We start from the raw sequence: 25,387 nt of genomic DNA, 5'->3' as shown, positions 1-25,387 counted from the left end.
AAGGCATCAAGCCAGGCTTTGAAGAAGTTCGGGGAAGCGTACATGCACGCGTATATGGACAAATGTTTTACGGAAGAAATCCGTCGTAATATCGCATCGGAACTCCTGGACCTACTCCGGAGGCAAAAAGGAACCGCAGATATCGATTCGAGTCTCAGATTCCAGAGACCCAGTATCCTGTATCCCTTCGATTACGGAGCCGCAGGAGCCTTAGGAGTAAAGGCTTCCACCCTAGCTCGGAACGCAAATCTGGTCTTTAGCGAAACGGATCTTTTATCCCTTTCGAATACGGATTCTCCGGAAGAAATACCGGTATCTCTTTCCCTTTCCGATTCCGCCCGAAGCTCCAAAAATCCTTTCCTAGGCTTGAACCTCTCCACCATACAAAGCGGAATCGTATCCGCGGAGAAGACGGTGAGGCCTTCGAACGTTCGAAACAATAGGACGCTGCATCGGAAAAATCTAAGATCCTTGGAATACGTTACGGCGGAATTTACGGGGAAGGAGGAGGCTCCGGTGTACGGAATCCTGAATCTTTCGGATAAGGTAAAATATCCGACCGCCACGCTGGAAGCGCCTCCTACCGACGGATCATCGATCGTCAAATGGGACGGAGAATGGTTCATTACTTACGAAGTGTTCAGAGATCTGGGAATCGCGTTCGCCGTCGTAATGGTGATCATCTATCTATTGGTTCTGGGATGGTTTCAGGATTACATGATCCCGTTGATCATCATGGCGCCCATTCCCATATCGTTGATAGGAATCCTACCCGGGCATTGGATCACCGGAGCGTATTTTACGGCCACCTCTATGATCGGGTTCATCGCCGGAGCGGGGATCATAGTTCGAAACTCGATCATCTTAGTCGATTTCATTCGAACGGAAACGGAAACAGGAATAGAGCTAAAACGGGCGGTCATCAACGCCGGCTTAGTCAGATTCCGTCCCATGCTATTGACGGCGTCCGCAGTCGTCGTCGGAAGCTCCATCATGCTCTTCGACCCGATTTTTCAAGGACTCGCAGTCTCCCTTATTTTCGGAGAAATCGCGGCTACTTTACTGAGCCGGTTCTCGATCCCGGCGCTATATTATTGGTTCTTAATGGGAAAAAAAGAATAGCCGAAGTCTAAGCATCGAACGGAGGAAGGTCAGATCGAAAATGCGGTTCGGATCGCCTTCCTTACGTTTTCTTTAATATTTGAATTTCCTTTCTTTTCCGTAAAACATTTGTCCATATACGCGTGCATGTACGCTTCCCCGAACTTCTTCAAAGCCTGGCTTGATGCCTTTAATTGCATCAGGGTCTTTTCGCAATCGGCCTTATCGTCGAAGAGGCCTTTTTCGATCGCTTCCAATTGGCCTTTAATCCGGTGGATTCTGTGAACTAGCTGAGTCCGAACGTCGATTTCCTTCATTATCATATACCCTTATGGGTATTATCCTAACGGATAGCCCGGATTCGTCAAGGATTCCTAAACCAAAAAAAGGGTAAGCGATTCCTTTCAACAGAACTTCCCTCTACTTAGCGGCCATTCCCATCCGAGGTGCGCGGTATCTGTCCCCCGAAAGTTGCATGTTATGATTTTTATAATTTGTAACTTTCAAAAATCAAACAGTCTTTGAAGGGGCACGGGTGCCAGCCTGGTGCCGGCACCCGATTTTTATTCTCTTATTTCTTTTTACCGCCGATCAGATTCAAAGCGCTGCCCGCTTTAAACCATTCGATCTGTTGTCCGTTGTAGGTATGGTTCGCTTTGATCTCTTCCGAAGATCCGCCTGCATGGTGGAGGACCAATGTCAACGGAACTCCTTCCTTAAAGCCCGCAAGGCCGGATATGTCGATCGTATCGTCTTCCTGGATCTTATCGTAATCCGCCTTATCAGCAAACGTCAAAGCGAGCATCCCTTGTTTCTTCAGGTTGGTCTCGTGAATTCGTGCAAAGGATTTAACCAGCACGGCGCGGACTCCGAGATGGCGGGGTTCCATTGCCGCGTGTTCGCGGGAGGAACCTTCTCCGTAGTTCTCGTCACCCACAACTAAAGAGCCGATTCCTTTCGCCTTATATTGGCGTTGCACTTTCGGGACTTCGTCGTACGATCCGTCCAATTGGTTCTTAACGGAATTCGTCTTACTGTTAAACGCATTCGTCGCGCCTATCAAAAGGTTATTGGAGATATTGTCCAAATGACCGCGGAATTTCAACCAAGGGCCGGCCATGGAAATATGGTCCGTAGTACATTTTCCTTTCGCTTTGATCAGAAGTTTCAATCCTTTCAGATCGGTACCTTCCCATTTCGTAAACGGAGCCAACAACTGTAAGCGGTTGGAATTCGGATCCACGACCACTTGGATTTTGGAGCCGTCCGCGGCAGGCGCTTGGAAGCCCGCGTCTTTGACATCGAATCCTCGTTTCGGCAACTCGTCTCCGTTCGGCGGATCCAATTTCACCCTTTCACCCTTGTCGTTGACGAGAGTGTCTTTGTTCGGGTCGAAGGTCAGATCCCCGGCAATGGCAAGCGCGGTCACCAATTCGGGAGAAGCGACGAAAGCGAAAGTGTTCGGATTTCCGTCGTTTCTAGATTGGAAATTCCGATTGAAGGAATGCACAATAGTGTTCTTTTCCTTCTTCTCGGCCCCCACGCGAGACCACATACCGATGCAAGGGCCGCAGGCATTCGCAAAGACCTTAGCGCCGATTTTCTCGAAGGTTTGGATGAATCCGTCCCTTTCGATGGTAAAGCGCACCTGCTCCGAGCCGGGGGTAATCGTGAATTCGGCCTTAGGAGTCAAGGATTTTTCCACGGCTTGGTTCGCTAAGGAAGCCGCGCGGGAAATATCCTCATAGGATGAGTTCGTGCAGGAGCCGATGAGTCCTACTTCCACCTTGGTAGGCCATCCGTTTTTCTCCGCCTCTTGTTTCATTTTGGAAATGGGCGTAGCCAAATCCGGAGTAAAAGGACCGTTTACGTGAGGTTCCAGTTCGCTCAAATTGATTTCGATGACTTGGTCGAAGTATTTTTCCGGACTCGCATATACTTCCGGGTCCGCGGTCAGGTGTTCCTTAATACCGTTGGCAAGGTCCGCAATCGCAGCACGGCCGGTGGAACGAAGATAACGCTCCATGGATTCGTCGTAACCGAAGGTGGAAGTGGTAGCGCCGATCTCCGCTCCCATATTGCAGATCGTCCCTTTTCCGGTACAGGAAAGTGAAGTCGCCCCTTCTCCGAAATATTCCACGATCGCGCCTGTTCCTCCCTTTACGGTAAGAATGCCGGCCACTTTTAAGATCACGTCTTTGGCGGAAGTCCAACCGTTTAACTTACCGGTCAGCTTGACTCCGATCAACTTCGGCCATTTCAATTCCCAGGCCAGTCCGGCCATTACGTCGCAGGCGTCCGCTCCTCCGACTCCGATCGCGACCATTCCCAATCCGCCGGCATTCACGGTGTGGGAATCCGTTCCGATCATCATTCCTCCGGGGAAGGCGTAATTTTCCAGAACGACCTGGTGAATGATCCCCGCACCCGGCTTCCAAAACCCGATACCGTATTTGTTGGAAACGGAGGAAAGAAAATCGTAAACCTCTTTGTTTTCGGAGGCTGCCTTGCTTAAGTCCACGGAGGAACCGATCTGGGCGGTGATCAAATGATCGCAATGCACCGTGGAAGGAACGGCTACCTTCTCTCTTCCCGCGGACATAAACTGAAGGAGGGCCATTTGAGCGGTCGCATCCTGCATGGCCACTCTATCCGGTGCAAAATCCACATAGGACTTTCCTCGTTCGAACGCGTGCGTGGGTTCTCCGTTCCAAAGGTGGGAATACAGAATTTTTTCGGTCAGGGTCAGAGGCTTGCCGACCACAGATCTAGCTTTTTTTACCAAGGTCCCGATCTTGTCGTACCGTGCGCGGATCATATCTATATCAAATGCCATTGTCATCTCCGGGAGTTGGTTTCATCGTCCTCGGACCTAGGGTACTTGTATAGGATTTTTCCGACGGAGAGGGATTTTTGGAAATCGCGGAAGTACGAAACGAAAAGAGACCCCAATCGAAGTCTAAGATTAGAGAGCTGTCCGGGACCCTTTTAAAATTTCGGAATCTATTCGACGATTCGGATTTCCACTCGGCGATTCTCATGGCGGCCGGCCTCGGAGGAATTGTCCGCTACCGGCTCGGTGGCTCCTTTGGCTTGGATCGAAATCCTCCGAGCGGGGACCCCGTTTCCCAAAAGATAATCCCGAACCATTTCCGCGCGAAGTTGCGAGACTTTCCGATTCGCCTCCTCGGAACCTTCGTTAGACGTATGCCCCGTAAGGGTGATCTTAAGTTCGGGTTTCCTCTTCAGGAGACGGGAAAGGTGATCTAGAGTTTTGCGGGAGGAAGAAATTACGGTAATACTGTTCTTTTCGAATCGAACGGGAGAAGACTCGACACCTTTTGCGATCTCTGCGTCCTTCCCTTCCAGTTTTGCAGGCTTTTCTTTCGTTCCCGAAAATAGCTGGAAGACTCCTTTTTCAGAGGAATCTTCTTTGGACGAAACAGGCTCCGATTTTTTCTCTTTCGGAGCGTTCTTTTCCGACTCCTTTTCGACCTTAGATGCGATTTTCTTTTTCGTATTCTTTTGGTCCGGAGTTCCGAACGCGTAATAAATTCCGATCCCGATTCCGGTCAAGATCAGGACGGATAAAAGTAAGATCGGAATTCCGCTTCTGTTCCGGGGTTTTCCGGCGGAAGGTGTAGGTATATAATTCGTGTACCCGGAATAACTGTTGTCCGCTTCCACCGAAGCGGGAGCCAGGCTAACGGCCTCGTCGGTGGTCGTATATATTTCCTCCGCTTCCTCCTCCGCCGATTGGGTTTTTGCGGATTTTTCACCGGCCCATTTTCTGATTTCCGATCGGAACCATTCGTCGGCTTTGTCGGTAAACTTATAATTTTCCCGGATATGCTCTATGGTTTTCTTTTCGATATCCGTATAAGTGTCGTTATCTTTTACCGCGCTCAATAGCTTCTTGGCGTCGTTGACGGAAATGCGTCCGTCTTTTTTCCCGGAAACGGAACTTTCGGCGATTTCAATCAGGCTGCGATCGTATTTCTTTCCGTTGATGGTGACGTAATAATTCTTTTTTTTTGCCATGTTCCGTCCGTCCCGCAAGTAGAGTACTCGGAGAGTGAATCCGTGCAACCAAAGTTTTGCGATTCTATTTTGAATATCGAACTAGAGAAAGGGGAATCTTAAACCAATTTAGTCCTAGATCGGAGATTCTTACCGGTCCAAACGGGCCCAATACGGACTTACGCGGGCGAGAGTTTCCTCCCCCTGCAGAGTCAAAAACAATCGATCCAGTCCGATCGCGTTACCGGAGCAGGCGGGGAGCCCCCGATCCAAGGCTCCCATAAATTCTTCGTCGATCGGGAACGTCTCCTTGCCCAGCTTTTCCCGCAATTTCCTTTCCGAGGAAAAACGGAGGCGCTGTTCCGTCGGATCCGAGAGTTCGAAAAACCCGTTCCCCAATTCCAAGCTACCGAAGTACGTCTCAAAACGTTTGGCGCATCCTTGCTCTATCCTTGCCAAGGCGGCCATTTCCGGAGGATAATCGTACAAAAATTGGAATTCTGTCGGAAGACTAGGTTCCACAAAATTCAGAAAAACCAGATAAAAGCAATCCTCGTATTCGAGTTGCTCCAGGGGCAATCCGGTCAAAGAGGAAGCGACGATTTTTTCCTCCAAGGAAGATCTGTCCCAGTCGCAACCCGCACTCGTTTTTAAAAGTTCTCTCACGCTCCTTCTCGGAATTTTTTTTCCCTCGCGTCCGAGAATCCGATTCCCGTCGACAGCTCTTAGGAAATCCTCCGTGAGATCCATCAAACCGTTCAGGTCGATCCGAGTTCGATAAAATTCCAACATCAGGAACTCCGCGGTGTGGAAACGGCTTCCTTTTTCTCCCGATCGAAACGTGTGACTGATTTCGTACACTCTCTCCAATCCGGCGGACAACGCCTGCTTCAGGGAATATTCCGGAGAAGTGATCAGGTACCCGGATTCGTTTCCCGAAGGAGAACGGACCGAAAACGGATCCAGATGCGGCTCCATCCCGGGCACTTTTTTGAGACAAGGAGTGTCGATCTCCAGGAAATTTTCGGAGGAAAAAAAGTCCCGCACCGATTTCAAGAACCGAGCTCGAGCTTCCATCGTCGTTCTGGATGTAAGATTCATAGATCAAATCTCTTTATATCGGGCTTGCAGGCTCCCCGCCGTCGGAGCAATCTGTTCGTACGGACTCCCGCTTTGGAACAGATTCGCAGATACTCCTATTTCGAAATCCGAAAAAAAAGCAAGGTAGTGGAAATCGAACCCTTATCCGGCATGTTGGAAGGAGAAGCTTCCAAAGAATTCCAGTCCGCCCTGGCCATGGCGTTTTACGAATCCAATAGACACGTCAAATTGGAATTGGGCAACGTCAAAACCCCGTCCATCGCCACCGTCGAAAAATTGGTCAAATACGCGTTGGATTTAAGGGAAAAGAAAAGAGTATTCATCTTTTCCCATCCTTCCCTTCCGATTCGAAAATACCTCGAGAGATTTCGATTAACGGAAATTATCCTGATCCTCTGATCTTCTTCCCCTCTCCTGGAGCCTCCAAGCTTGGAAGGCGATTTTCAGGCCTAAATTTCCGAGTAAAAGCAGCAGTTTGGAATCCAACGAAGCTTCTTCCATACGACCATCGTTATATTCCACGGAACAATACAGTACCCCACGGTGTCTCTCGCAAACGGATTTGAACTCCTTACGATGGGGTGCGATTCTTTCTATCAATTCCCATATATGCTCTTCTAAGGGAAGGTTTGCGTCTTTTTTGGAATGGATTTGCCAAAGAGGAGAGCTGATCGGTTCCCCCGAAATTCCCTCCACGGTTCCTGGAACCGGTAAGTCCGGCCTGATTCCGGTTTGGCGGGTGATTTCGTGAACGTCCAAACCCGGTTCCGAGATGGCGATCAGAGCCCAAGATCTAGGATTCCTATCGGTGACACTCATTCGAAATACCGCCTTCCAAGTTTAAGTTAGCCGGGACAAAAATTTAAAAACCGTATGACACAGCCTGATCTCAAATTTCCCGGATTTTAGTTCTTGAAACATCGTTTTTTTCCGAAAAATCGGCATTTTTCGCATGAATTCCACGGTCCTTAATTTTTGTTTTGAAGCATTTTTCATGGGAAGAATATGTTGTATTAAGGTTAAATTTTCCATCAAATTCACTTGAGGTATTTATGAAGAACATTTTGGTCATCGAAGACGATCCGGATATCGGAAACCTCATCCGCAAGTCTTTGGATTCGGCCCATTATAAAACCACGATACAAACCTCCGGAGAGGAAGGCCTAAAATATTATAAGGCAAACCATCCGGATCTTCTAATATTAGACCTCTCTCTTCCTGATATAGACGGCATGGACGTTTGTCGCACCGTCAGAAGGTCGGATGAAAACACTCCGATCTTCATCGTTACCGCTCGTAACGAGGAAATCGATCGCATTATGGGATTGGAATTGGGTGCCGACGACTATATTACGAAACCCTTTTCCGTCAGGGAACTCAAGACAAGAGTGGACGTCTTCTTCCGTCGATGGGACAAAAAAGCGGGGATCAAGCCCAATTTGGGAAGCGGCGGAGAAATCATTCGCGGCAATCTAAAGATCGATCCGGTTCGTCGCAGGGTGACTCTGAAAGACCAAGTCATCAATATTTCCCGCAAAGAATTCGACATACTGCAACTCATGGCTACCGCCCCCGGAAAAGTCTTTTCCCGGGAAATGATTTTGGAAGCCGTTTGGGGAATGGAATGGGACGGATTCGAACGGATGATCGATTCGCATATCAAACGGATCCGATCGAAGTTGGAAAAAAACTCCGCTCAGCCGGAATGGATCGAGACGATCTGGGGAATCGGATACCGCTTTACCGACAATTACGATAATATCGTGATCCCCGAATAAACTTTCCCGCAAAAATCGAATCCGTTTCAGAAAAGGCCCTCGGGCCTTTTTCTTTTTTACCCGATTATTTCCGTATTCCCACTTTCCTTCTTGCGGCCGCGATCCCGGACTCCGCGTTTTAACCGACGAACGATATTCGTTATGTTTCGGATTCCACTTGAAAGAATCGGAGCCTATGTCAGTTCGTCAAAAAGGGACGAAAAGCAGATGATCGACGCATCGTTCCAGCAATCTTGTTAGTTTGAATGCAAAAGGATTTACGATGAAGAACATTAAAATCGAAGAAAAGGAATCTTTGGCTTGGATCTGGTTGGACCGGGCGCCTTCCAACGAAATGACCGAGGAATTGATGGACGAATTGATCGAAGCCCACCGGATTCTGGGAGAGAAAAAAAGCGTGAGAGCCGTCCTCATCGGATCCAAACACGAGAAATTCTTTTCCAACGGCCTGGATCCGAGATACATGTTGGAGCGTTCCGCGAACGATCGCATCAAAGTCTTTGCGAAACTTTTCGATATGATGCGTGTGATATACACGTTTCCGAAACCGGAAGTCACGGTGATCAACGGACACGCGATGGCCGGGGGAGCGGTGTTAGGGATCCTGACGGACTTTCGTTTTATGAGCGACGGAAAAGCGAGATACTGTTTTTCGGAAGTGCTGGTCGGATTGACCATCCCCCCCACCTTGTTGAACATCATCGAATCCGTGGTAGGAAAAGGAAAATTGAAAGACGTAGCCATGCTCGGAACCGCATACAAACCCGAGGAAGCGAAAACGATCGGACTCGTGGACCAGATTTTTCCGGCTGCGGAATTGCATAAAAAATCCGAGGATTATATGTTGAATATGCTGAATCTTCCTCAAGCCAGCCTGGAATCCCTGAAAAAAAGCATTAGAAAAAACTTAATCTTGGAATTCGACGCTCCTACCGACCACTTGATCCAGGAATTCAAACCGTTCGTTTCGGGAAATTTCGACGAAGGATTAAAAGCCGTCCTGGAAAGAAGAAAACCGAAATTCGACCAGGAAATTCGAGCGGCTCGTTAAAAACGGCCGCCTTTCTCCGATCCGACTAGAGCCGGACTTTTTCGTATGCGGCTTCCGCGAACGTCGCGAACTCCAGATCCAGGTTGGACAGTCCTTGCAAAGAATGCGTGAAGATCTCCACCTTCACGCTTCCGTAAGAAACTCCCAGGTCCGGATGGTGATCCGATCGTTCCGCTTCTTTCGCCAATTCGTTCACGAAACGAATCCCTGCTGAATATTGCGAAAACGAATACTTCTTGTGAAGACGGGGAACTTCCTCTACGATACGGATTTCCCAACCCGACGGCAGATTCAGCCGGACCTCGTCCGGATCCATTTTTTTTACGTTGCTCATGATAAAGGGAAAACCGGATCGACAATCAGAGCACTTTTTTCAGCGCTTGTTTGATTTTTTCCGCGTCGTCTATCGCGCCGTTGGACAGGGAACCGGCTCTCGCCATAAGGTTCACCGCTCCATCCATCCTGGCCTTCAGCTCCTCTATCTTGTGAAGCTGGTCGTTCAAAAAGGCCAACTTGGATTCCAATTCCATTTCTTTCCGTTCCAAAAGAAGTTTGTAATTTTCCAATTCCTGGATTTTCTTACGCGTCTTCTTGGCTTCGGTGTCCACATCTTTACGATAATATTTTTCCAGTTCCTTTTCGGCCTGAACGTGGCGATCGGACTCCGCTTTGAACTCGCGCTTCAGGTGCTTCATCGCCTGTCGATAAGCGCGGTTATAAATCCTTTGTCTTTGCTTCCGGCGGATTTTAGCAATTTTGGTGAAGAGATTCATAGCGCATCCCCTAATGAAAATCTATGATGTCGATCAGGTTTCGCTTATGAGAGAAATCGCCCGCATAGGGACTCCCCGATGACCATGCTGACCATATTAGAGGATTTTTCGATCGAATTCTCTCAAATTTTGGATCTAGAAAAATGATTTTATTCCAGGTTTTTGACGAATTTGGAAAGTTCTTGAAATCAGAATCCGATCCTCTAATACAAGACTCTGGAGGTTCTTTTATGTCCAATGCAGAAAGCCTGAACCAGGAACTGGAATCCCTAAAGGAAAAGGCGAAAAAAATCACCGGAAAAGCGAGAGAGGAATATTTGGAACACGTATCAGACCTAAAAGAGCGCCTGAAACAAGTAACGGGCGAAACCAGCGAAAGAGCAAAACAGATCATCGATCAAACCGGCGTCTACATCAAGGAAAACCCGCAAAAAGCCGCACTGATCGGACTTGGAGTCGGAGTGGGGTTAGGTCTGCTCGTCGGACTTTTGATTCGTAGGAAATAAGGAGACGTTTTCGGTTGGCCCGCAAAAGAGAAAAACCCCAAACGGCTGATACGGAAACTCCGCCGAAAGAAGCCGGAGGTTTTTTCGAAAATTTCGAATTAAGAAATCATCTGCTCTCTTTGATTGATTCCTTCCTGGAATACATCGAAACCCTCCTATTGTATCTTAGGAAATCGGCGCAGGAAAAGGCCAAACGAGGTCTACAGGCCTACATATTTCTAAAAATCAGCCTCTATTTTCTGGGGATAGGAGTTCTGCTTTTCCTAGCTGCGCTATTCCTCTTCTTCCTAAAAACGTTCGGCGGAGATTTCCTACTAGCTTCTCTCGGGACCGGGGGCGTTTGTATCGGCTTCTCCTTTCTCTCGCTGGGGATAGCGGCTTCCAGATTTAAGAAGTAAGACCGTAAAGGATGGGTAAGAAAAAGAAACAGGGCGATTTTTCCGGACTTCGGCTCAATCCTTTCGTCGGATCGGAAGACTTTTCGGAAAAGGACCCCGAAGAAATGACTCCTGAGGAATTGAAATTGTACCTTCACATCAAGAAGTTGAAGGTCCGATTGGAGTTCGAACGCTTCCAATCCTCGCTGAATTATACGGGAATGTTATTCGAAGCCTTGGACCGACTAGGAGTCAAGGAAGCCCTTTTGGCCTGGATCGAAAGCCAGGCCTTCGGACCCGGCGCCTCCTCCGAACCCGGCGGCGGAGATGGGGAATAAGATCACTTTACTTCCCTGATCTGAATCGTTTCCACCCGGTCATCCCCCGCGATGATATCCGAAAGAATCACTACTTGATCGCCTTCCTTGATCCTTCCGCTGGTTTTTAACGTCTCGATGGCCAACTTGATTGTCTTTTCCGGGTCGCTGGAAAAATCGATACGATAAGGAATCACTCCTCGAGTCAGCCAAAGCTTTCTCCTTACCGTCGTCATGTTCGTGAAGGCGTAGATCAGAGGATGCCTAGGATGAAAAGAAGCCACGTTCAATGCGGTCGTCCCTCTCCGGGTAATCACTATGATCGCAGGGCTCTTAATCGAATCCGAAAGCATCGCGGCGGATTTTGCCATCTCTTCCTTCTTGTTGGAAGGAATACGATCACCTACATAGCCGACGCCCGGAGTCTTTTCCACTCTCTCCGCGATTTTATGAAGCATTTCCACGCAACGGATCGGGAATTTTCCCGCGGCAGTTTCTCCGGAGAGCATGATCGCGTCGGATTCCTCGTAAACCGCGTTGGCCACGTCCGTCACCTCCGCTCTTGTAGGAGAAGGATTGCTGATCATGGACTCGAGAAGGTGGGTCGCGACGATCACTCTTTTTCCCCGGACCGCGCATTCCCGTATGATGGCTCTTTGTATGATGGGTAACTCTTCTATCGGGAGCTCCACTCCCAAATCCCCTCTCGCTACCATGACGCCGTCGGCGGCATCCACGATTTCGATCATATTTTTTACCGCTTCTTGGTCCTCTATCTTGGCCACGATCGCGGAGTGCCCGTTATTTTCCTCGATGATCTTTCGAAGTTGCAGGATGTCCTCTTTGGACCTGACGAAGGAAAGAGCGATAAAATCGACGTCCTCCTGCAATCCGAAAAGAATATCCTTCTGATCCTTTTGCGTGATGGAAGGCAAATTGACGCGGATTCCCGGAAGATTGATATGTTTTCTAGAACCTAACTTTCCTCCGTCCACTACCTTACATTTCAAGGCGGTTTCCTGAATTTCTTCCACCACCAGATTGATCAGACCGTTATCCACTGTGACTCTGTCGCCGACCTTTAGGTCGTTTACGATGTCCCTGTAATTTACGAAAACGGACTGCTCTTCCGATTCGACCCCCGGAATGATATGAAAAGTAAAGGACTCCCCCACTTTCAGATCCAAATGGTCCACCTGCAGATCTCCGGTCCGGATCTCCGGCCCCTGGGTGTCCAATAAAATTGCGATCGGGTGTTTGAGAACGTCCTTATTCAGAGCTTTGATGATTTTGATGATCGAACGGTGGAACTCGTGGTTCCCGTGCGACATGTTCAGCCTGGCGACGTTCATCCCGGCTTCCGCTAAAGCAAGGATCATCTTCTTATCCGCAGTGGCCGGACCGATCGTGCAGATGATTTTGGTTTTTCTATAATTAACGAGTTCGTTTTTCATGAGATCCGGAAGAATCCGCGGATTCGCCGTCTTCCGGACGAACGCGAAGGATTCGGTTAAATTTTCGCAAGAGTCCTATTCAGAAAATCTTCGAAAGAAATATAGAAATCGAACTTTTCCTGCTCGGGCATATCGGCGTCTTTCTGTTCATCGACCACCTTCTTTGCCTTGTCCAAGAGGGCTTTTCCGTTCTTCTTCAAATACCTCTTGGTGACCAATATCGGAAACGTATATCTCTCTTGCTGGTTTCTTACCATAAAGGAAAGGATTTCCTTTTTTGCATTCTTTTTCAGAAAGTTCAAAAGGGTATTTTCGTCGGAGTCCGCTCCGAGCTTTTCCAAAAGATAATTGCGGTCCGGAGTGTCCCCTTTCGACCACGCGGCATCCAAAATGTCCAGAACGGCGGAGAGCATTTTCTTACCTTCCGGATCCACTTCCTGTTCGCCCGACCGAGAAAAGGCCGAAACCGTTTCTGCGTGGGCCGCTGCGGTCTTCGGTCTTGAAACGGCCTCCGCGGCGTCTTTTTCCTTGAGCCTACGTTCCGCTAGACGCTGCTTTTCCTCCTGGGCGGCCCGTGTTTTAGCTTCCAACACCATCTTGTTCTGTTCGGTGGACAACCTAGCCTTGATTTCTTCCGCCTCGAAACGATGCACCACGTTATTCCCGAACAAGGACCTCCAAAATCTGGTGATAAAAGGAAGGTACTTAAACAAAGACGAATATTCCAATTTGTCAAACTGCTCGGCCGCCTCCCGAGGATCCAACAAATCCCTGACGTCCATTTTTTCCAGAACACGGATTTCACTGTCGTTTCCGGTCGCACTAAAGACTCGCCGAGCGTTTTCGATCGCGCCCGGAACGCATTCCTTGTGAAGCGCGAACATATACAGATTTTTTCTATCCGCGTAATCGGCGCTGAGAATGCTCTCATGGTTGACGATCAGATTGCGCAACTCTCCCTCGATCGGTTCACCGCGGAATCTGAGATAATTCAGATCGACCAAACGGTTTGCGGAGTGGATATAATCCAGGAGTTCGGAGAGCTTCGCTTTTTTTTCCTCTTTCTCCTTTTTTTCCTTCTCCTCTTCCTCGAAATGGATAAGGGTCGACAGTTCTTCCATCGCCGTCTTTTGATCCCCGTAGGCCGGACTTAAAAAAGGAATCACTTGCGTAACGAGATTTCTAGTACTATCCATCTCTTCGGGAGTGAAATTTCCCATGACTCCGATTCGCTGCAATTCAGGGACGATCTTTTCCTTTAGATATTTCTTATATGCTTCCAAGCGCAAAATGATTTCGTCGTGGACGTTGTAATAGAATACGGACCGATTCCCCGGACTGAGAGCCTGTTCGTTCCGAAAAAAATACAGGTTCTTGGAATCGACCAACCGTTTCAGCACGGGTTTCAGATTTATATTGATCGTAGTCTGCTTCATCGGCGGAGTGATGTCGAAGGAATCCTGAAAAAGACCTCCTATCTCGGAAGAAGCGTACGTTTCGCTCAATCGATTCGAATCGATGCACTCCCAAATCCACCTCTGGAAGTTTTCCGGACCCGGGAATTTTCTTCTCTCCTTGATCCATCTCTGGATGGAAGCATATGACGCCTGGTTTATGCCCTCCACATATCGATGGCTGGAGGATCCGTCCGTTTGCAAAGGTCGGGCAAACACGGTCATTAAGCGAAGAGAGGAGCCGATAGACCTACCGTCCGAAGTGTCTCCGGTCGGATCGAAATCGATCATGCAGATCTTTTTGATCAAAGGAGGATTTTGTCGAGAGGACAACTCACGGAGATAGGCGGATACCCTTTCCCGATCCAAAGCCAATTCCCTAGCGAGCTGATCGGCTGCGGGAAGGATTTTGTTCGCGGCGAATTTTTCCGTCCAATCTCCGACGATTAGTACGAGCTTATAGATCCCTTTGTATTGGAAATCGCCCCTGGCCTCCAAGGCCTGGGTCAGTTGCAGTGCAGAGTTGTAATCCGCAACCTTGAGTTCCGGCGATTGTGGATCCAGCACGGCAAAGTCCTCTCTTAGAGTAGGTTTTTTCGAACCATCAGTTCCGCGTTCAAAACGGCCGCTCCGGCGGCGCCCCGAACGGTATTATGACTTAAGACGACGTACTTCCAATCGAAAAGAGGATCCGGTCTCAGCCTACCGATCACCGTGGCCATACTTTTTCCGGTATCCAAATCCAACCTTGGTTGCGGCCTATCTTCCTCTTCCCTATATACGATCGGCGCGGGAGGAGCTAAGGGAAGTTCCAATTCCTGAGGAAGTCCCCTAAAAGAAGTCCAAGCCTTGCGGATTTCCTGCTCCGTCGCTTTCTTTTTCAACTTAACGGAAACGCAAACCGTATGTCCGTCAAAAACGGGAACACGATTGCAATGAGCGGAAATGGGAAAATCCGCGTGCACAATCCGACCGTCTACGACTTTGCCCAGGCATTTCAAGGGTTCGATTTCCGCCTTCTCCTCTTCTCCACCGATAAATGGGACGACATTTCCGAGAATATCCATACTAGGAACTCCGGGATAACCCGCACCGGAAACCGCCTGCATGGAAAAAAGCATCACTGCTTCAATCCCGAATTGTTCGAAGAGGGGCTTCAATGAGATCGTAACTCCCATGATAGTGCAATTAGAATTCGTAAGGATCTTTCCCGGAGTCTTCTGAAACGAAAGCACGGACAGGTGGTCCGGATTGACCTCGGCGGAAAGTAAAGGCACATTCTCCGCCATACGATGGTTCTTAGAGTTCGAAATGATATGGATCCCTGCGTTTGCAAAAGCGGTTTCGACTTCTCCGGCGACGCTCGCATCCAAACCGGAAAAAGCCAATTTCACTCCGGGTGTGCGGGAAGGGTCCGGCGTCGTTACGATTATGTCCCTCGCATACGCGGGAATGTCCGAAGAAATCTTCCAGCGTTTCCTCATCACGTCTCCGTATTTTTTCCCCGCGCTATTTTCGGACGCACATAGATGGGTAACTTGGAAATACGGGTGATTCTCCAAAAGCTGGATGAATCTTTGTCCGACGGAACCGGTCGCTCCGAGTACGGCAACGCTTACTTTATTCATATCCTTCCGTAATACAAGAGGTCGGAAACGTGAGTCGTTCCCTCCCCTTTTTGCTCTATTTTTTTCCCGCGTGGAGCTTTGTCATTCGACAAATTTAACGACTTCTCTCGCATAAATCGGATTCATCTCTTTCATCCCGGGATACGTGAGGTGATGATAGTCGCTGAAATCCGTTTCCCCCAAGACATCCTTCCAATCCAAAAACACGACACCGTTCCCGGAAATCTTTCTCAAATATTCCAGATGATCTCGGTACCATTTCGAATGCACGTACCATTCCAAACTGATCGGACTTTCCGGATTGTTGATGAGCAAAACCGGGACTTTTGCGGTCCGCATCGATTCCAAAAATTCCGCCATGAAGCGGAAGTGGAGCGCCGGACGGAACGCCTCCGACGAAACCTTTCTCTTCGCTTCGGCTAGCGCGACCAGATATCCGATCCCGGGTCTTTTTTCCGGCTCGGACAAAAGGCGAAAAAAGAAATACTCCCTGTATTCTTTTTCGTTCATCCCGAGATAGCGAAGGTCCTCACTTCTCTCTTCACGAGTGTACTGCATTCCGGACCTGGGGATCTCGGACCCGAACGTTTGCTGTAAACGGACTCCCAGCTCGTCGTACACCCAGTCCTTGTTTTCCGCTTCCGCAAAATACGGAACCCAAGTATGGGAAAGCTCGGCCGTCACAGGTGAAGGCCTTTTTAAAAATTTCGGATCCAGAAGAATCCGTTTCCAACCGGGGGAATCGAATTCCAAGATTTGCGAATCTCCAGATCGATTGCGGAGAGAAACGGAAAGTTTTCCTTCTCTCAAAATCTCCCGTACTACCTGGAGATAAAACCCCTTCCGAACCATGTATTCTTCGGGACGAAAGGAAAAAGACCTTCCGGTCCATCCCAAACTGGTAACCCTTTCCGGGATTTGTACGCCGTTGTATCCGTGGTAACTCGTGTTTCTCCCGAATCGATGGTCGAACAAGGAACGGATATTTTTCCAATAGATATCCTTGTACCTGTAAAAATCGAAAAGCGCGGCAGCCGCGAATTCAGCGCTCTTTTCCGGCCCCATGAGATTCCAAAACGAGACCAAGGTCTCGGCGGGAAAAATGTACCTGGATTGGGGAGCTTCGCCGTAATTCAAAGCGTCCAGGATCAATTTTTCCTCGGGAAACGTATCGTTTCTCCCCGAGACCGGATCCAGAACGTAGGTCCGATGCAATCTCCAATCTATGAAGTTGATCGGATAAACGATCAGATCGGGACCTAACTCCGATATTTTTTTCCGGAGGAGATACGCGTCCAAAGGAGTCATTCCGGCATAGGAAAGAAATTCCGCCTCCACTTCCTTTCCGGACAGGGCGCGGACCTCTCCTTCCAATAAGGATCGATCCAAGGAATAATGCGCGATGCTCGAGCCGACGATAAGTATGCGGAATTTCGTCTTCGGCTTTTTTTGGATCCGAAAATACTCGTAAAGAAAATTGTAGAAATGATTGGTGCTCCAAGCGGACTCGTTCGGCACCTTCCAGATCGCCGTTCCGAAAACGAAAAAATCCAGACAAAAAACCAAAACGATTCCGCCGAATACGATTCCAAGGCGGGAAGCGGAAAATCTGGTCGGGGAAGAATCCATATCGAAACTCGGCATTTCCAGGCTCGCTTGAAAGAACCGTTTGTCCAGAACTAGTTTCCGTTTTCTTCTTTACCTTTCCTAAGCGAAAAACCAAATTTCCCGAGTGTACTGGATATTTATTTCCTCGATCCTGTTTTTACTCAGCTTAGCCGCGACTTTAATCAGGTGCCCGGTCGAGATTTATTGGAATCCGGACGTACTTTATCTCCCTACCGTACTCACGGACGTACTGCAAAACGGCGGATCTTTGCGCAGCTGGTCCTTAGCTTCTTCCCCGTATTTATTTCCGGATCTGCCCTTGGTATTCTTATCCAGCGTCATCGCTGGACATCCGTTCTGGGGCTTGGTGGGATTTTCCGTCTTGCAAGTCTGTTTCTTTGTCTGGGCCTTAGGCAGATTCCTGAGGACATTGGAACCGCAGATCCCGAGCCTATACAGTTTTTCTTACGCGTTATTGACCGTTTCCTTTCTGCTTTTACTCTCCGAAAAATTTCCGATCCTCTATCTGTTTCTCGTCCCCTCGATGCATATCGGCGCCTTTCTAGCGGCACTTTGGGCCTGGCCGTACCTATACAACGAAAAGGCTCCCAGAATTTATTTTTTCCCGATTCTCTCCCTGCTCGTAATGTCGGATCGATTCCTATTGTTAGAGCTGTACGTACCGGCAGTACTCGCTTGGGCACGTCGTTACGGCAGGGGAGGTCCGGAGTTTCCTCAGGTTTCTCTCAGATTTTTCCTTTCCGGCCTGATCGGATTCGGCCTGCACGCACTGTTAAGAACGTTTTTGTCGATGCAAGCGCCCAATCGATTACCGCTCCTGGAAGCGAGCAAACGGAACTTGGAGGATTTTTTCCATTGGTTACAGCACGGGGAACTGCCCGGGATTTTCCTATTTTTCGCACTTTTGACTGCGATTTGGGCCCTGTTTCGGGGAAAAGAAAGGGGATTTAGCTTCGGATTTGCCGGGTATTTCCAACTGATTTTGATCGGAATTCCGCCTTTAACCGGCTTATATTCCGACGAAACCGGGCTTCGCTATACTGTCCCCGCATTTTACATGGTTCCTGCTCTTTTCGGAGCATTGGTCATATCCCGCCATTTAGGCAAACGCAAGAATTCCAGAAACGTAGCCCTGCTCGGCGCCATACTAGGATTGGGAGGATATACGATTTTTAGCTCCCCAAAACCATTGCAGGAAAGCTGGATCTTTGCAGGAATTCCCACACCCCCCGAAGCGAAATGCGTGGACGAACTCCATCGGACCGAACCGTTTGTTGCGGTCGTTGCGGACGGAAAAACCGCCAAAAGAATCATAGTCTATTCCCGGGAAAAAATCAGAGCGATCTCCGTGGACTATAGCACACTCGAAGGATCACACCTTCTATCCAACCGGGAGTGGTACCTATTTCCACCGGAGGGACCCTATGCGGTAATTCCGGAAGGATTGGGAGAAGCAAGAATCCGGTCCTTTTACGGAAATCCCGATCAGATCCTGGAATGCCAAAACGATAAAAAGCCGGTTTGGATTTACACGGAACCGAATACGATCCGGAACTTACTGCAAAGACCGTTTCAGAAAACGAAATAGAGAAACGGCTGGGATTCCGCGGACAAAAGGACCGCAGACACCAATGCGGTCACGATTCCGCAGGTAAAAATCCATGCGGGCAAACGTTCCAGCCAGCGGTAAAAACTTCCTCGGCTTTCCTCTCTTTTTCCGATCCAAGTCCCTAAGAGGAACAAAAGCGCACATCCGAAAAATATCTTGAGCGACTGGTCTCCCGGAGAAATTCCTAAGGAGGAAAGAAAAAACAGCTTCGAGAACACCGCTTGCGTCCGCCCCCAATCGGGAGAACGGAAAAAAACCCAGGCGAGAACCACGGAGAACACCACTACGCACCTATAGAAAAAACGAAAAACGGAAGAATCCGAAGCTGATTGAAAAAAGGAAAATCGAGACGAAAATTTTTCCAAGGCCAAAAGCGCTCCGTGAATCCCTCCCCAGATCACGAAATTCCAACTAGCTCCGTGCCAAAGACCGCCTAGGAGCATGGTAACGAACAAATTAAAATAAGTGCGGACCTCTCCGTTCCGATTGCCTCCGAGAGGAATGTACAGATAGTTTTTCAACCAAGAGGAAAGCGAGATATGCCACCTCTTCCAGAAATCGGAAAAGCTGGATGCCAAGTAAGGCATCCTAAAATTCTCGGTTAAGCGAAATCCCAAAAGCAGAGCGGAGCCGATCGCGATATCCGTATAACCGCTAAAATCGAAATAGATCTGCAAAGCGTACGCAAAAACTCCAATCCAAGCGAAGGTAGAAGAAACGAAAACGGGATTCTGAAAGAGGATATCGGGCAATACGGCGATATGGTCGGCTAAAACCGCTTTTTTCCAAACACCTACCACTAATAAAACCAAACCTGCCCGGAAAGGGAACTCTTCCCAAGAAAGCCAACGATCCAATTGAGGCAAAAATTCCTTCGCAGGAACGATCGGGCCGGCCACCAATTGGGGGAAAAAAGAAAGAAACAGAGCATATCTCCAAAAGCTCCGCTCCGGGGAAATCACACCTCGGTATACGTCTATGGTATAACTTAAGGATTGAAACGTGTAGAAAGAGATCCCCACGGGCAACACCACATTCAAAGCCGGCAAGGCGGAATGAAGTCCAAATGCCGAAAAAAGGGCATTCGCACTTTGGAGAAAAAAACCGTAGTATTTAAAAAACCCTAGAACGCTCAAATTTCCGCAAAGAGAGAGGAGTAAAAATCCTTTTTTCGCCCGCGCGGAAGCCCCCTCCATAGCCCGGCCCACGGAATAATCCAAAACGGAAGTGGCCAAAATCAAACTCCCAAACTTTGGGCTCCAGGAAAAATAAAACAAATAACTCCCTACCAATAGGAACGGAAACGGAATCCATTTGGGGAAAAAAGGGAATCTAGGTAAAATCCACCGCAAAAGAAAGATGCATAAGAAGAAAAGGGAATAAAGCGGCGTTGTAAAGTTCATCCAATTTTCTTGATTAAAATAAATCGATTATAATCAATCAGAATATTAATATAAATTAGATCAAAATTAAGCAAATGTAGCTTCCCTCCGTCTAATCAGACCATATTTAATCATCATTAAATGCTTATTTTTAGTCATTAAACAGTCCATTTGCATTTTACACCGCAATTTGGGCAAATTGCAGTAATTTCAGCCTTGACACGTCTCCCTTTTGGAGTTTCCACCTTGCCAATTGCAACAAATTCAAAATCTACCCCCTCTGGGACATAATGGCCGGACCCATAACGCGCCGATCCTTCGATTAAATTTGAGCAGGCATGGCATTTTACCCGTAGTTTGATGACTTCAGCCATGAGTAGATAATTCCCTTTAGGAGGACAAAGGCAAGCAGAAATGCTGCCCTAAACGCGCCAACCTCTCAGGCACAGGAATTTTGCCTACACATGACAATATTACACATAAACAAGGCATAATTTGCTTCTGCAAACAAAACCCTTTCTTGTATAAAGCTTGTTTCGGCTATTTCTTCAATACCCTCTATCGGAAGCCTTTCTACGAACCTTTCGCCAAGCGGAGCTTCGAAGCTGCGCTCAACGGCAGGCAGTAGAATCCCTCGGGCATATCCAGAAGCACAAAAAGCCCAAACGTTTTGAAATCAGATTATTTTACCTTAGTTACAGAATCCTCAAATCGCGCATAGGCCCCTCCTGAGAGCAACGCTCGACAATTCTCGCCAGATATTGCCGAGAGCGTTCCCCCACAGGCATCCTCTCGTCCATATCTGCCCAAACCGCCCATATTCCCGCGCGCCCCTTGCGTCGAATTACTGCACAATTTTAGGCAGTCCGTATGAAGTACGAGACCGAGCCCTCAGCCCACTGGAATCCCCCATAACTCACAATGTTTCTCATGCATAGAGTGCCTTTTTTCTCCAGAAAACGAGTGGCCCTCGTAACATAGGAGTTGGCACTTGCCCGAATCGAACGCTTAAAAATGGTCAGTTACGCTTCTGCCGAATTCTGGACAGGGATCGTCGATTTTTGGGCCGAGATTGCTGTTTTTTTACAGCCATTTGCCGATATACCGGCAGATAATTGGGAACTTTGACGGATTAGAACGCAGAAACTTTTCCTGTATGCGGCACAGGCCGAAATTCTATTTTTAGGCTCTTTTCCGTTTCGGAGGAGTTTTCTTTTCCAGAGAAGATTTTGCGGCAGGAGAATTCTTTTTTGCACCTTTGCCATCTAGAGCATCCGCGTCAAACGTGACGTCTAGGCCCTTTTTCTTATTCCGTTTTACCATATAAACGAAATGTCGGACGTACTGCGCATAGGGTTCCGGAACGGATTTTGGATCGAACTCGAGGGGATTTTCCAAAAGGGAGCGTACAACCGCCTGATTCAGATCTTCCTTGCTTGTTGCCATCAAGGTTTCGAGCCTACGAAGAATCTCGTTATCGTTCACCTCCATCGTAAGCTTTTTCATCGCATTTAGGAGCTTCTGAAAAGAGGTACGCTTTACCTTGACAGCCATATTATGGCTTAGAATTTCAAACGAGTCAGAAATCACAAGAATTTCTAGAATTTTAGTGCATTTGCAATCGACGGGCCCAGAGCGAACGACTAGAAAAAAGCTCCGACTGGCCAAGGGTTTGTTCGGAACAAAAATCCCGGAAGAAAGTACAATCCTGTGAGAGTGCCCTTCCCCGTAAGGAGAGAAACTCCTTCGTCTTACTTTCCGACGTCACTACCATCCGCATTTCTGCGCCTTTAGGCAGAACAGCCATCTTTGTTGCCGTCAATTCCAAAAGCAGGGATCCGTTTGAAGGGGCAAGCGGGACGGAACACATTTCCCGATTGAAGTTTCCTAGGAAAGAATGGGATACATCCATCTCTCCTCCGAAGCCGCACTCCAGGTCCAAGATGACAAGCTCCTCTTCGGCCACAGATTCGGAAATTTGCCGAGAGGATATAGATGCACGGAGGGATCTCCTAGATGTGGATGGATCCGAAAATCGATCCGTACCTACACGCTGACGATCCGGCACGGAAGCCGAAAAGGTTGCGGCCAAAGAATTCATTTTATCCCCGAAGAAACAATGGCTCAGCGATACTAAATCGGAATCGAGGACAGAGTCAGGACCGGAAAAAACATCAGCTCCCTCTCTTAAAACGGAAGAAGAGCACCCCAAGGTTTGGAGTGGCTCGGAGGAAATTTTTTCCACCTCCAGAGAAGCGGTCCTTTGTTGAGACTCCTGAGAGGATGGTCGGACAATATTTTCCAGATCGGGAAAGTCCGAGAGCCTCTCTTGTTCGGAATAGGAAATACCTTCCGCCAAAACGGAGTCCACTTCGGTTTGGTGAATGAGTTTCGAATTCGAAGAAATTTCTTCCGAGGCGAAGACAGGGAAGCTCACTACGCCAACCAGCGCTATAAGCAAAAAATGTGCCAACTTTCCTTGTCCCAATCTAAAAAACATACGAATATAGGAGAAAATTAGTCCTTTTTGCCAGAAAAGGAAGCCTTTTTTACTGTTTTTTGGAAAAATTAGGCGGATTTTCGGAAAAGTCTCTTGGTCCTAAGTTTCCATTCCCAGAGAACGATTTCCTGCTCTTTAGACTCCGCCTCACCTTGCTCTTTTTCCAAAAGCGCATAAACCATGCTCGCAATGTCCCGGGAAAATCCTTTGTCCAGCTCCGATTCGAATTCGGTCTCTTTCATTTCCAGAATCATGCCGACCAACCGGAAGCCTTCATCAAGATTTTTTAATTTAACCTGCCAGGCCTTCAGTTCTTCCTTATTTTCCTCGTTGCGAATCATAACTCCCAAAAACGTACGGATAAAAATCACTTCTTCCGGACGAAGAGAAAAATCCAGGAGCAATTGTTTTACTTTTTCCAATTCCAGTTTTCGGAGATGCACCCTGGCCAGAAATACCGGATTGGTGGAATGCATATTCAGATTCCCTTTTTCCAAGAGATCCGTAGCCCGAACCTTATTAAAGTCCACGATACTGGATTCTTCCCTAAGACTTCTTTCCAGCTCCTCTTTACCGGGCATAACCCCGCCCGGCGCTTCCAGTTTTTGGGCCACTTTTCTCTTGATGATCAGCATGTTCAAAGCGGGGAATCTGATCTTAAGTGTTACTAAATCCTGACGAGGAAATTCTTCATCCAAAACCAGGTGGTGAAGTTCTACCCCTTCTTCCTTTGCACGCAGAAAATCCTCGCTTTCCCGGTAATGGAAAATAATAACAGGAAGGATATCGCATTCGCTTCCGCTATTCAGAAATATGGTACGAACCTCGTTGCCGGAACTGGCGTGCTGGTAGGGAATGACTAATTTTCCTTGCCGAACATTTACAAAACTGAGTTCTCCCAGACGAAAATGGGATAGGTCGAATTCATCGCCCAAAAAAGCGACCCTAGGAACCGGAACTACGATCGATTGATTTTTCGCCCCCTTGGGAACTTCCGGACCCTTGGTAGTAAATACGACGTAGGTCATCTTTGCCAACCGGACCTTTACAAGAAATCCGCCAGGCGTTTTTCTTTCTTCGTATAAGGTATCTAATTCCAAAATTTTACCCCAGTCCCAGATTTTTTAATTTGTACTGAAGGGAGCCCCTGGATATCCCGAGCGCCTTAGACATGCGGATCTGGTTTCCGCCGAACAACTTGTAGGCTAAAAGAATTTTTTGCCTCTCCAATGCCTCAACAGCCTTCCTCAAATCCAAATCGTCCGCCTCCGGAATGGAAACTCCTTGAGGACGATTGATCATCTCCGAAAATCCTAAAAGTTCTCTCCCGGAAGTATGCAAAACCCCTTCCTCTATCAGGTTCCTAAGATCCTCTAAATTTCGATTCATTTCCGGATGAACCAAACGAATCTTCGCTTGCTTCGATAGCACCAGATCTCGACGCCCTTGAGCCTCCCTGGCCTCTTCAAAAAAAAGAGTCACCATTTCCTCTCTATCCTCTTTGGGCCAATTGCTCCAGATGGGTAATTCTACAAAATTGGACTCTAAGAATGACCGAAAAAAAACGAGCTCCTCCTTGGGGGAAATTTCCGAATTTTCCAAAAAGACAAGTCGAGGCCGGCTTCTTTCTGCAACCGCATATTCGTACAATAATTTTTGCTGTAGAGCCGAATACTCCTGGATTTTCTCAAAAATGAGAGTCCCACCTTGGACCATGGTTTCCCATTCTTCCAGCGACTTCTCCAATTTCCCGCCTTGCTCCGGAAGCACACCGATCACCAAAAATCCCCTGTCCGAGGATTCGTTTCGATGTAGCCATTTGGCCAAAGTCTTTTTGCCGGAACTTCTTGGCCCACGGATTTTTAACATACCCAATTTGCGATAGTTATCTAGGGCTGCTTTTCCCCCGCCGCTCATCCGAAATAGAAGTTTCCCCATGCGACTCCATCTTTCTTCGATAGTTTCGCGAGAAGGGGCAAAACCGATGGTCTCTTTTTTTTCGCTCTTGAAGGACCGAGCGATATTTTGACAAAGAAGGGCCAGCAGTATCGTCTGCCAAGGCTCGGGAGGAGAGGATAGTTCGATTAATAAAAATCCTTCGAGTTTTTCGTCCGAATAAATCCCTGAAAGCAAGCACCCTGCGGATTCGCTCTTATATAAGCCGGAAGATTGGTCTTTAGAAAGAAAAAATGGAGATCTCTCCGATTCTAAAGAACGCCGAACCTCAGAACCCCTGGACAAGAAAGTATAAAAAAAACCTTCTTCTCCGTAGCCCGAGGAAGCGACCTCTTCCAAGGCCCCCGGCTCAAAATCGGAGGCAAGGACCAAAAGTCCCACTTCACCTTTTAAAACCCGCAATAAATAAGGAAATGTCTCCGGGAGCAAAAAGCGAAGCTCTTTTGTAGAAATGCTTCCATAGATTAAATCCCGAACACTGGGTTCCATGTTGGAAGATTGTTTAAAATTAAGCATGGCGTCAACCATGTACCGGTCGAATTAATTTCGTCGGACGTCCGACATTGGAGATAAAAATCAAGGCCCACATATATTTTGCCGTAGGTCCTAAAAATCTTTTTTTCGGAGAATGTGTTGAATCCACTCTGCCCTTCTTACCAATGGAAAACTGAGCACAGGAAAATTCCAGTACCTGAGCTCCTATTTTAAAGCTCGCATAAGATTTTTCCTAATAAAAGTCGATTCGTTAGAA

25 protein-coding genes are annotated in these 25,387 nt (G+C 48.0%); 9 read left to right on the top strand and 16 right to left on the bottom strand.

Going from position 1 to position 25,387, the window contains the following annotated elements; genetic code table 11:
- On the top strand, nucleotides 1-1,122 hold a 1,122-nt coding region (locus tag EHO61_RS06845; protein ID WP_210415313.1), incomplete at its 5' end, for an efflux RND transporter permease subunit.
- 29 nt (nucleotides 1,123-1,151) lie between these two features.
- On the opposite strand, the gene EHO61_RS06840 is transcribed toward EHO61_RS06845, so the two are convergent.
- The 4 genes from EHO61_RS06840 to epmA all read right to left on the bottom strand — a co-directional run bounded on the left by EHO61_RS06840 (nucleotide 1,152) and on the right by epmA (nucleotide 6,222).
- Nucleotides 1,152-1,418, bottom strand: coding sequence for a metal-sensing transcriptional repressor (locus EHO61_RS06840; protein ID WP_135812866.1), 267 nt, complete (start codon nucleotides 1,416-1,418; stop codon nucleotides 1,152-1,154).
- 254 nt (nucleotides 1,419-1,672) lie between these two features.
- A complete protein-coding gene (locus EHO61_RS06835; RefSeq protein WP_135812865.1) occupies nucleotides 1,673-3,937 on the bottom strand; it encodes an aconitate hydratase in 2,265 nt (754 codons plus the stop codon).
- Nucleotides 3,938-4,104: 167 nt separating this feature from the next.
- Nucleotides 4,105-5,142 carry an OmpA family protein gene (locus EHO61_RS06830; RefSeq protein WP_135812864.1) on the bottom strand — a complete coding sequence of 346 codons (1,038 nt, stop codon included), beginning with the start codon at nucleotides 5,140-5,142 and terminating at the stop codon, nucleotides 4,105-4,107.
- A 129-nt stretch (nucleotides 5,143-5,271) separates the two neighbouring features.
- The gene (gene epmA / locus EHO61_RS06825) at nucleotides 5,272-6,222 is read right to left on the bottom strand and encodes an EF-P lysine aminoacylase EpmA (protein WP_135812863.1); all 951 of its coding nucleotides are present in this window, start codon (nucleotides 6,220-6,222) and stop codon (nucleotides 5,272-5,274) included.
- A 72-nt stretch (nucleotides 6,223-6,294) separates the two neighbouring features.
- Between epmA and EHO61_RS06820 the strand changes: the two genes are divergently transcribed.
- Entirely contained in the window at nucleotides 6,295-6,621 is a 327-nt protein-coding gene (locus EHO61_RS06820) for an STAS domain protein (RefSeq protein WP_135812862.1), read from the top strand.
- On the opposite strand, the gene EHO61_RS06815 is transcribed toward EHO61_RS06820, so the two are convergent.
- Complete coding sequence (locus EHO61_RS06815; RefSeq protein WP_135812861.1) at nucleotides 6,595-7,041, bottom strand: DUF4279 domain-containing protein; 447 nt, start codon at nucleotides 7,039-7,041, stop codon at nucleotides 6,595-6,597. The genes EHO61_RS06820 and EHO61_RS06815 overlap by 27 nt on opposite strands.
- Nucleotides 7,042-7,274: 233 nt before the next feature.
- Between EHO61_RS06815 and EHO61_RS06810 the strand changes: the two genes are divergently transcribed.
- The gene (locus EHO61_RS06810) at nucleotides 7,275-8,000 is read left to right on the top strand and encodes a response regulator transcription factor (protein ID WP_135768526.1); all 726 of its coding nucleotides are present in this window, start codon (nucleotides 7,275-7,277) and stop codon (nucleotides 7,998-8,000) included.
- Nucleotides 8,001-8,262: 262 nt separating this feature from the next.
- On the top strand, nucleotides 8,263-9,051 hold the full coding sequence (locus EHO61_RS06805) for an enoyl-CoA hydratase/isomerase family protein (protein WP_135812860.1): 789 nt from the start codon (nucleotides 8,263-8,265) through the stop codon (nucleotides 9,049-9,051).
- Between the two features lie 25 nt (nucleotides 9,052-9,076).
- Here the strand turns inward: EHO61_RS06805 and EHO61_RS06800 are convergent, their stop codons facing one another.
- Both EHO61_RS06800 and EHO61_RS06795 read right to left on the bottom strand, forming a co-directional pair.
- A complete protein-coding gene (locus EHO61_RS06800; protein ID WP_135812859.1) occupies nucleotides 9,077-9,385 on the bottom strand; it encodes a 4a-hydroxytetrahydrobiopterin dehydratase in 309 nt (102 codons plus the stop codon).
- Nucleotides 9,386-9,410: 25 nt separating this feature from the next.
- Nucleotides 9,411-9,824, bottom strand: coding sequence for a TraB/GumN family protein (locus EHO61_RS06795; RefSeq protein WP_135812858.1), 414 nt, complete (start codon nucleotides 9,822-9,824; stop codon nucleotides 9,411-9,413).
- A gap of 230 nt (nucleotides 9,825-10,054) precedes the next feature.
- Between EHO61_RS06795 and EHO61_RS06790 the strand changes: the two genes are divergently transcribed.
- Genes EHO61_RS06790 through EHO61_RS06780 form a run of 3 tightly spaced genes read left to right on the top strand, consistent with a single transcriptional unit; the run spans nucleotide 10,055 to nucleotide 11,045 of the window.
- On the top strand, nucleotides 10,055-10,330 hold the full coding sequence (locus EHO61_RS06790; RefSeq protein ID WP_135768523.1) for a DUF883 family protein: 276 nt from the start codon (nucleotides 10,055-10,057) through the stop codon (nucleotides 10,328-10,330).
- Nucleotides 10,331-10,344: 14 nt separating this feature from the next.
- On the top strand, nucleotides 10,345-10,728 hold the full coding sequence (locus EHO61_RS06785; protein ID WP_135812857.1) for an LBF_4227 family protein: 384 nt from the start codon (nucleotides 10,345-10,347) through the stop codon (nucleotides 10,726-10,728).
- Nucleotides 10,729-10,739: 11 nt separating this feature from the next.
- Complete coding sequence (locus tag EHO61_RS06780; RefSeq protein ID WP_135812856.1) at nucleotides 10,740-11,045, top strand: hypothetical protein; 306 nt, start codon at nucleotides 10,740-10,742, stop codon at nucleotides 11,043-11,045.
- 2 nt (nucleotides 11,046-11,047) lie between these two features.
- Here EHO61_RS06780 and pyk read toward each other — a convergent pair whose 3' ends face one another.
- The 4 genes from pyk to EHO61_RS06760 form a co-directional block, all read right to left on the bottom strand.
- Nucleotides 11,048-12,478 carry a pyruvate kinase gene (gene pyk / locus EHO61_RS06775; RefSeq protein WP_135812855.1) on the bottom strand — a complete coding sequence of 477 codons (1,431 nt, stop codon included), beginning with the start codon at nucleotides 12,476-12,478 and terminating at the stop codon, nucleotides 11,048-11,050.
- A gap of 56 nt (nucleotides 12,479-12,534) precedes the next feature.
- Nucleotides 12,535-14,499 carry a hypothetical protein gene (locus EHO61_RS06770; protein ID WP_135812854.1) on the bottom strand — a complete coding sequence of 655 codons (1,965 nt, stop codon included), beginning with the start codon at nucleotides 14,497-14,499 and terminating at the stop codon, nucleotides 12,535-12,537.
- 14 nt (nucleotides 14,500-14,513) lie between these two features.
- Complete coding sequence (asd, locus tag EHO61_RS06765; RefSeq protein ID WP_135812853.1) at nucleotides 14,514-15,560, bottom strand: aspartate-semialdehyde dehydrogenase; 1,047 nt, start codon at nucleotides 15,558-15,560, stop codon at nucleotides 14,514-14,516.
- A gap of 81 nt (nucleotides 15,561-15,641) precedes the next feature.
- Nucleotides 15,642-17,189 carry a hypothetical protein gene (locus tag EHO61_RS06760; RefSeq protein WP_210415312.1) on the bottom strand — a complete coding sequence of 516 codons (1,548 nt, stop codon included), beginning with the start codon at nucleotides 17,187-17,189 and terminating at the stop codon, nucleotides 15,642-15,644.
- 103 nt (nucleotides 17,190-17,292) lie between these two features.
- On the opposite strand from EHO61_RS06760, the gene EHO61_RS06755 reads away from it, so the two are divergent.
- Nucleotides 17,293-18,777, top strand: a complete 1,485-nt coding sequence (locus EHO61_RS06755; RefSeq protein ID WP_135812851.1) for a hypothetical protein — start codon at nucleotides 17,293-17,295, stop codon at nucleotides 18,775-18,777.
- Here the strand turns inward: EHO61_RS06755 and EHO61_RS06750 are convergent.
- From EHO61_RS06750 to EHO61_RS06740, 3 genes are all read right to left on the bottom strand, one after another.
- Nucleotides 18,762-20,201 (bottom strand): MBOAT family O-acyltransferase, encoded by a 1,440-nt coding sequence (locus tag EHO61_RS06750; protein WP_135812850.1) that lies wholly within the window; start codon nucleotides 20,199-20,201, stop codon nucleotides 18,762-18,764. The genes EHO61_RS06755 and EHO61_RS06750 overlap by 16 nt on opposite strands.
- Nucleotides 20,202-20,338: 137 nt before the next feature.
- The gene (locus EHO61_RS06745) at nucleotides 20,339-20,554 is read right to left on the bottom strand and encodes a hypothetical protein (RefSeq protein ID WP_135768514.1); all 216 of its coding nucleotides are present in this window, start codon (nucleotides 20,552-20,554) and stop codon (nucleotides 20,339-20,341) included.
- Nucleotides 20,555-21,362: 808 nt separating this feature from the next.
- Complete coding sequence (locus tag EHO61_RS06740; protein WP_135812849.1) at nucleotides 21,363-21,734, bottom strand: phosphatidylinositol phospholipase; 372 nt, start codon at nucleotides 21,732-21,734, stop codon at nucleotides 21,363-21,365.
- A 661-nt stretch (nucleotides 21,735-22,395) separates the two neighbouring features.
- On the opposite strand from EHO61_RS06740, the gene EHO61_RS17285 reads away from it, so the two are divergent.
- Nucleotides 22,396-22,701, top strand: coding sequence for a hypothetical protein (locus EHO61_RS17285; RefSeq protein ID WP_210415311.1), 306 nt, complete (start codon nucleotides 22,396-22,398; stop codon nucleotides 22,699-22,701).
- A 47-nt stretch (nucleotides 22,702-22,748) separates the two neighbouring features.
- On the opposite strand, the gene EHO61_RS06735 is transcribed toward EHO61_RS17285, so the two are convergent.
- Nucleotides 22,749-23,780 (bottom strand): hypothetical protein, encoded by a 1,032-nt coding sequence (locus EHO61_RS06735; RefSeq protein WP_135812848.1) that lies wholly within the window; start codon nucleotides 23,778-23,780, stop codon nucleotides 22,749-22,751.
- 4 nt (nucleotides 23,781-23,784) lie between these two features.
- Nucleotides 23,785-25,038 (bottom strand): helix-turn-helix domain-containing protein, encoded by a 1,254-nt coding sequence (locus EHO61_RS06730; RefSeq protein WP_246032037.1) that lies wholly within the window; start codon nucleotides 25,036-25,038, stop codon nucleotides 23,785-23,787.
- Nucleotides 25,039-25,387: the final 349 nt, after the last annotated feature.

Source organism: Leptospira fluminis, assembly GCF_004771275.1.
GTDB classification, from domain to species: domain Bacteria; phylum Spirochaetota; class Leptospiria; order Leptospirales; family Leptospiraceae; genus Leptospira_B; species Leptospira_B fluminis.
This window is presented reverse-complemented; position numbering and strand designations above follow the sequence as displayed.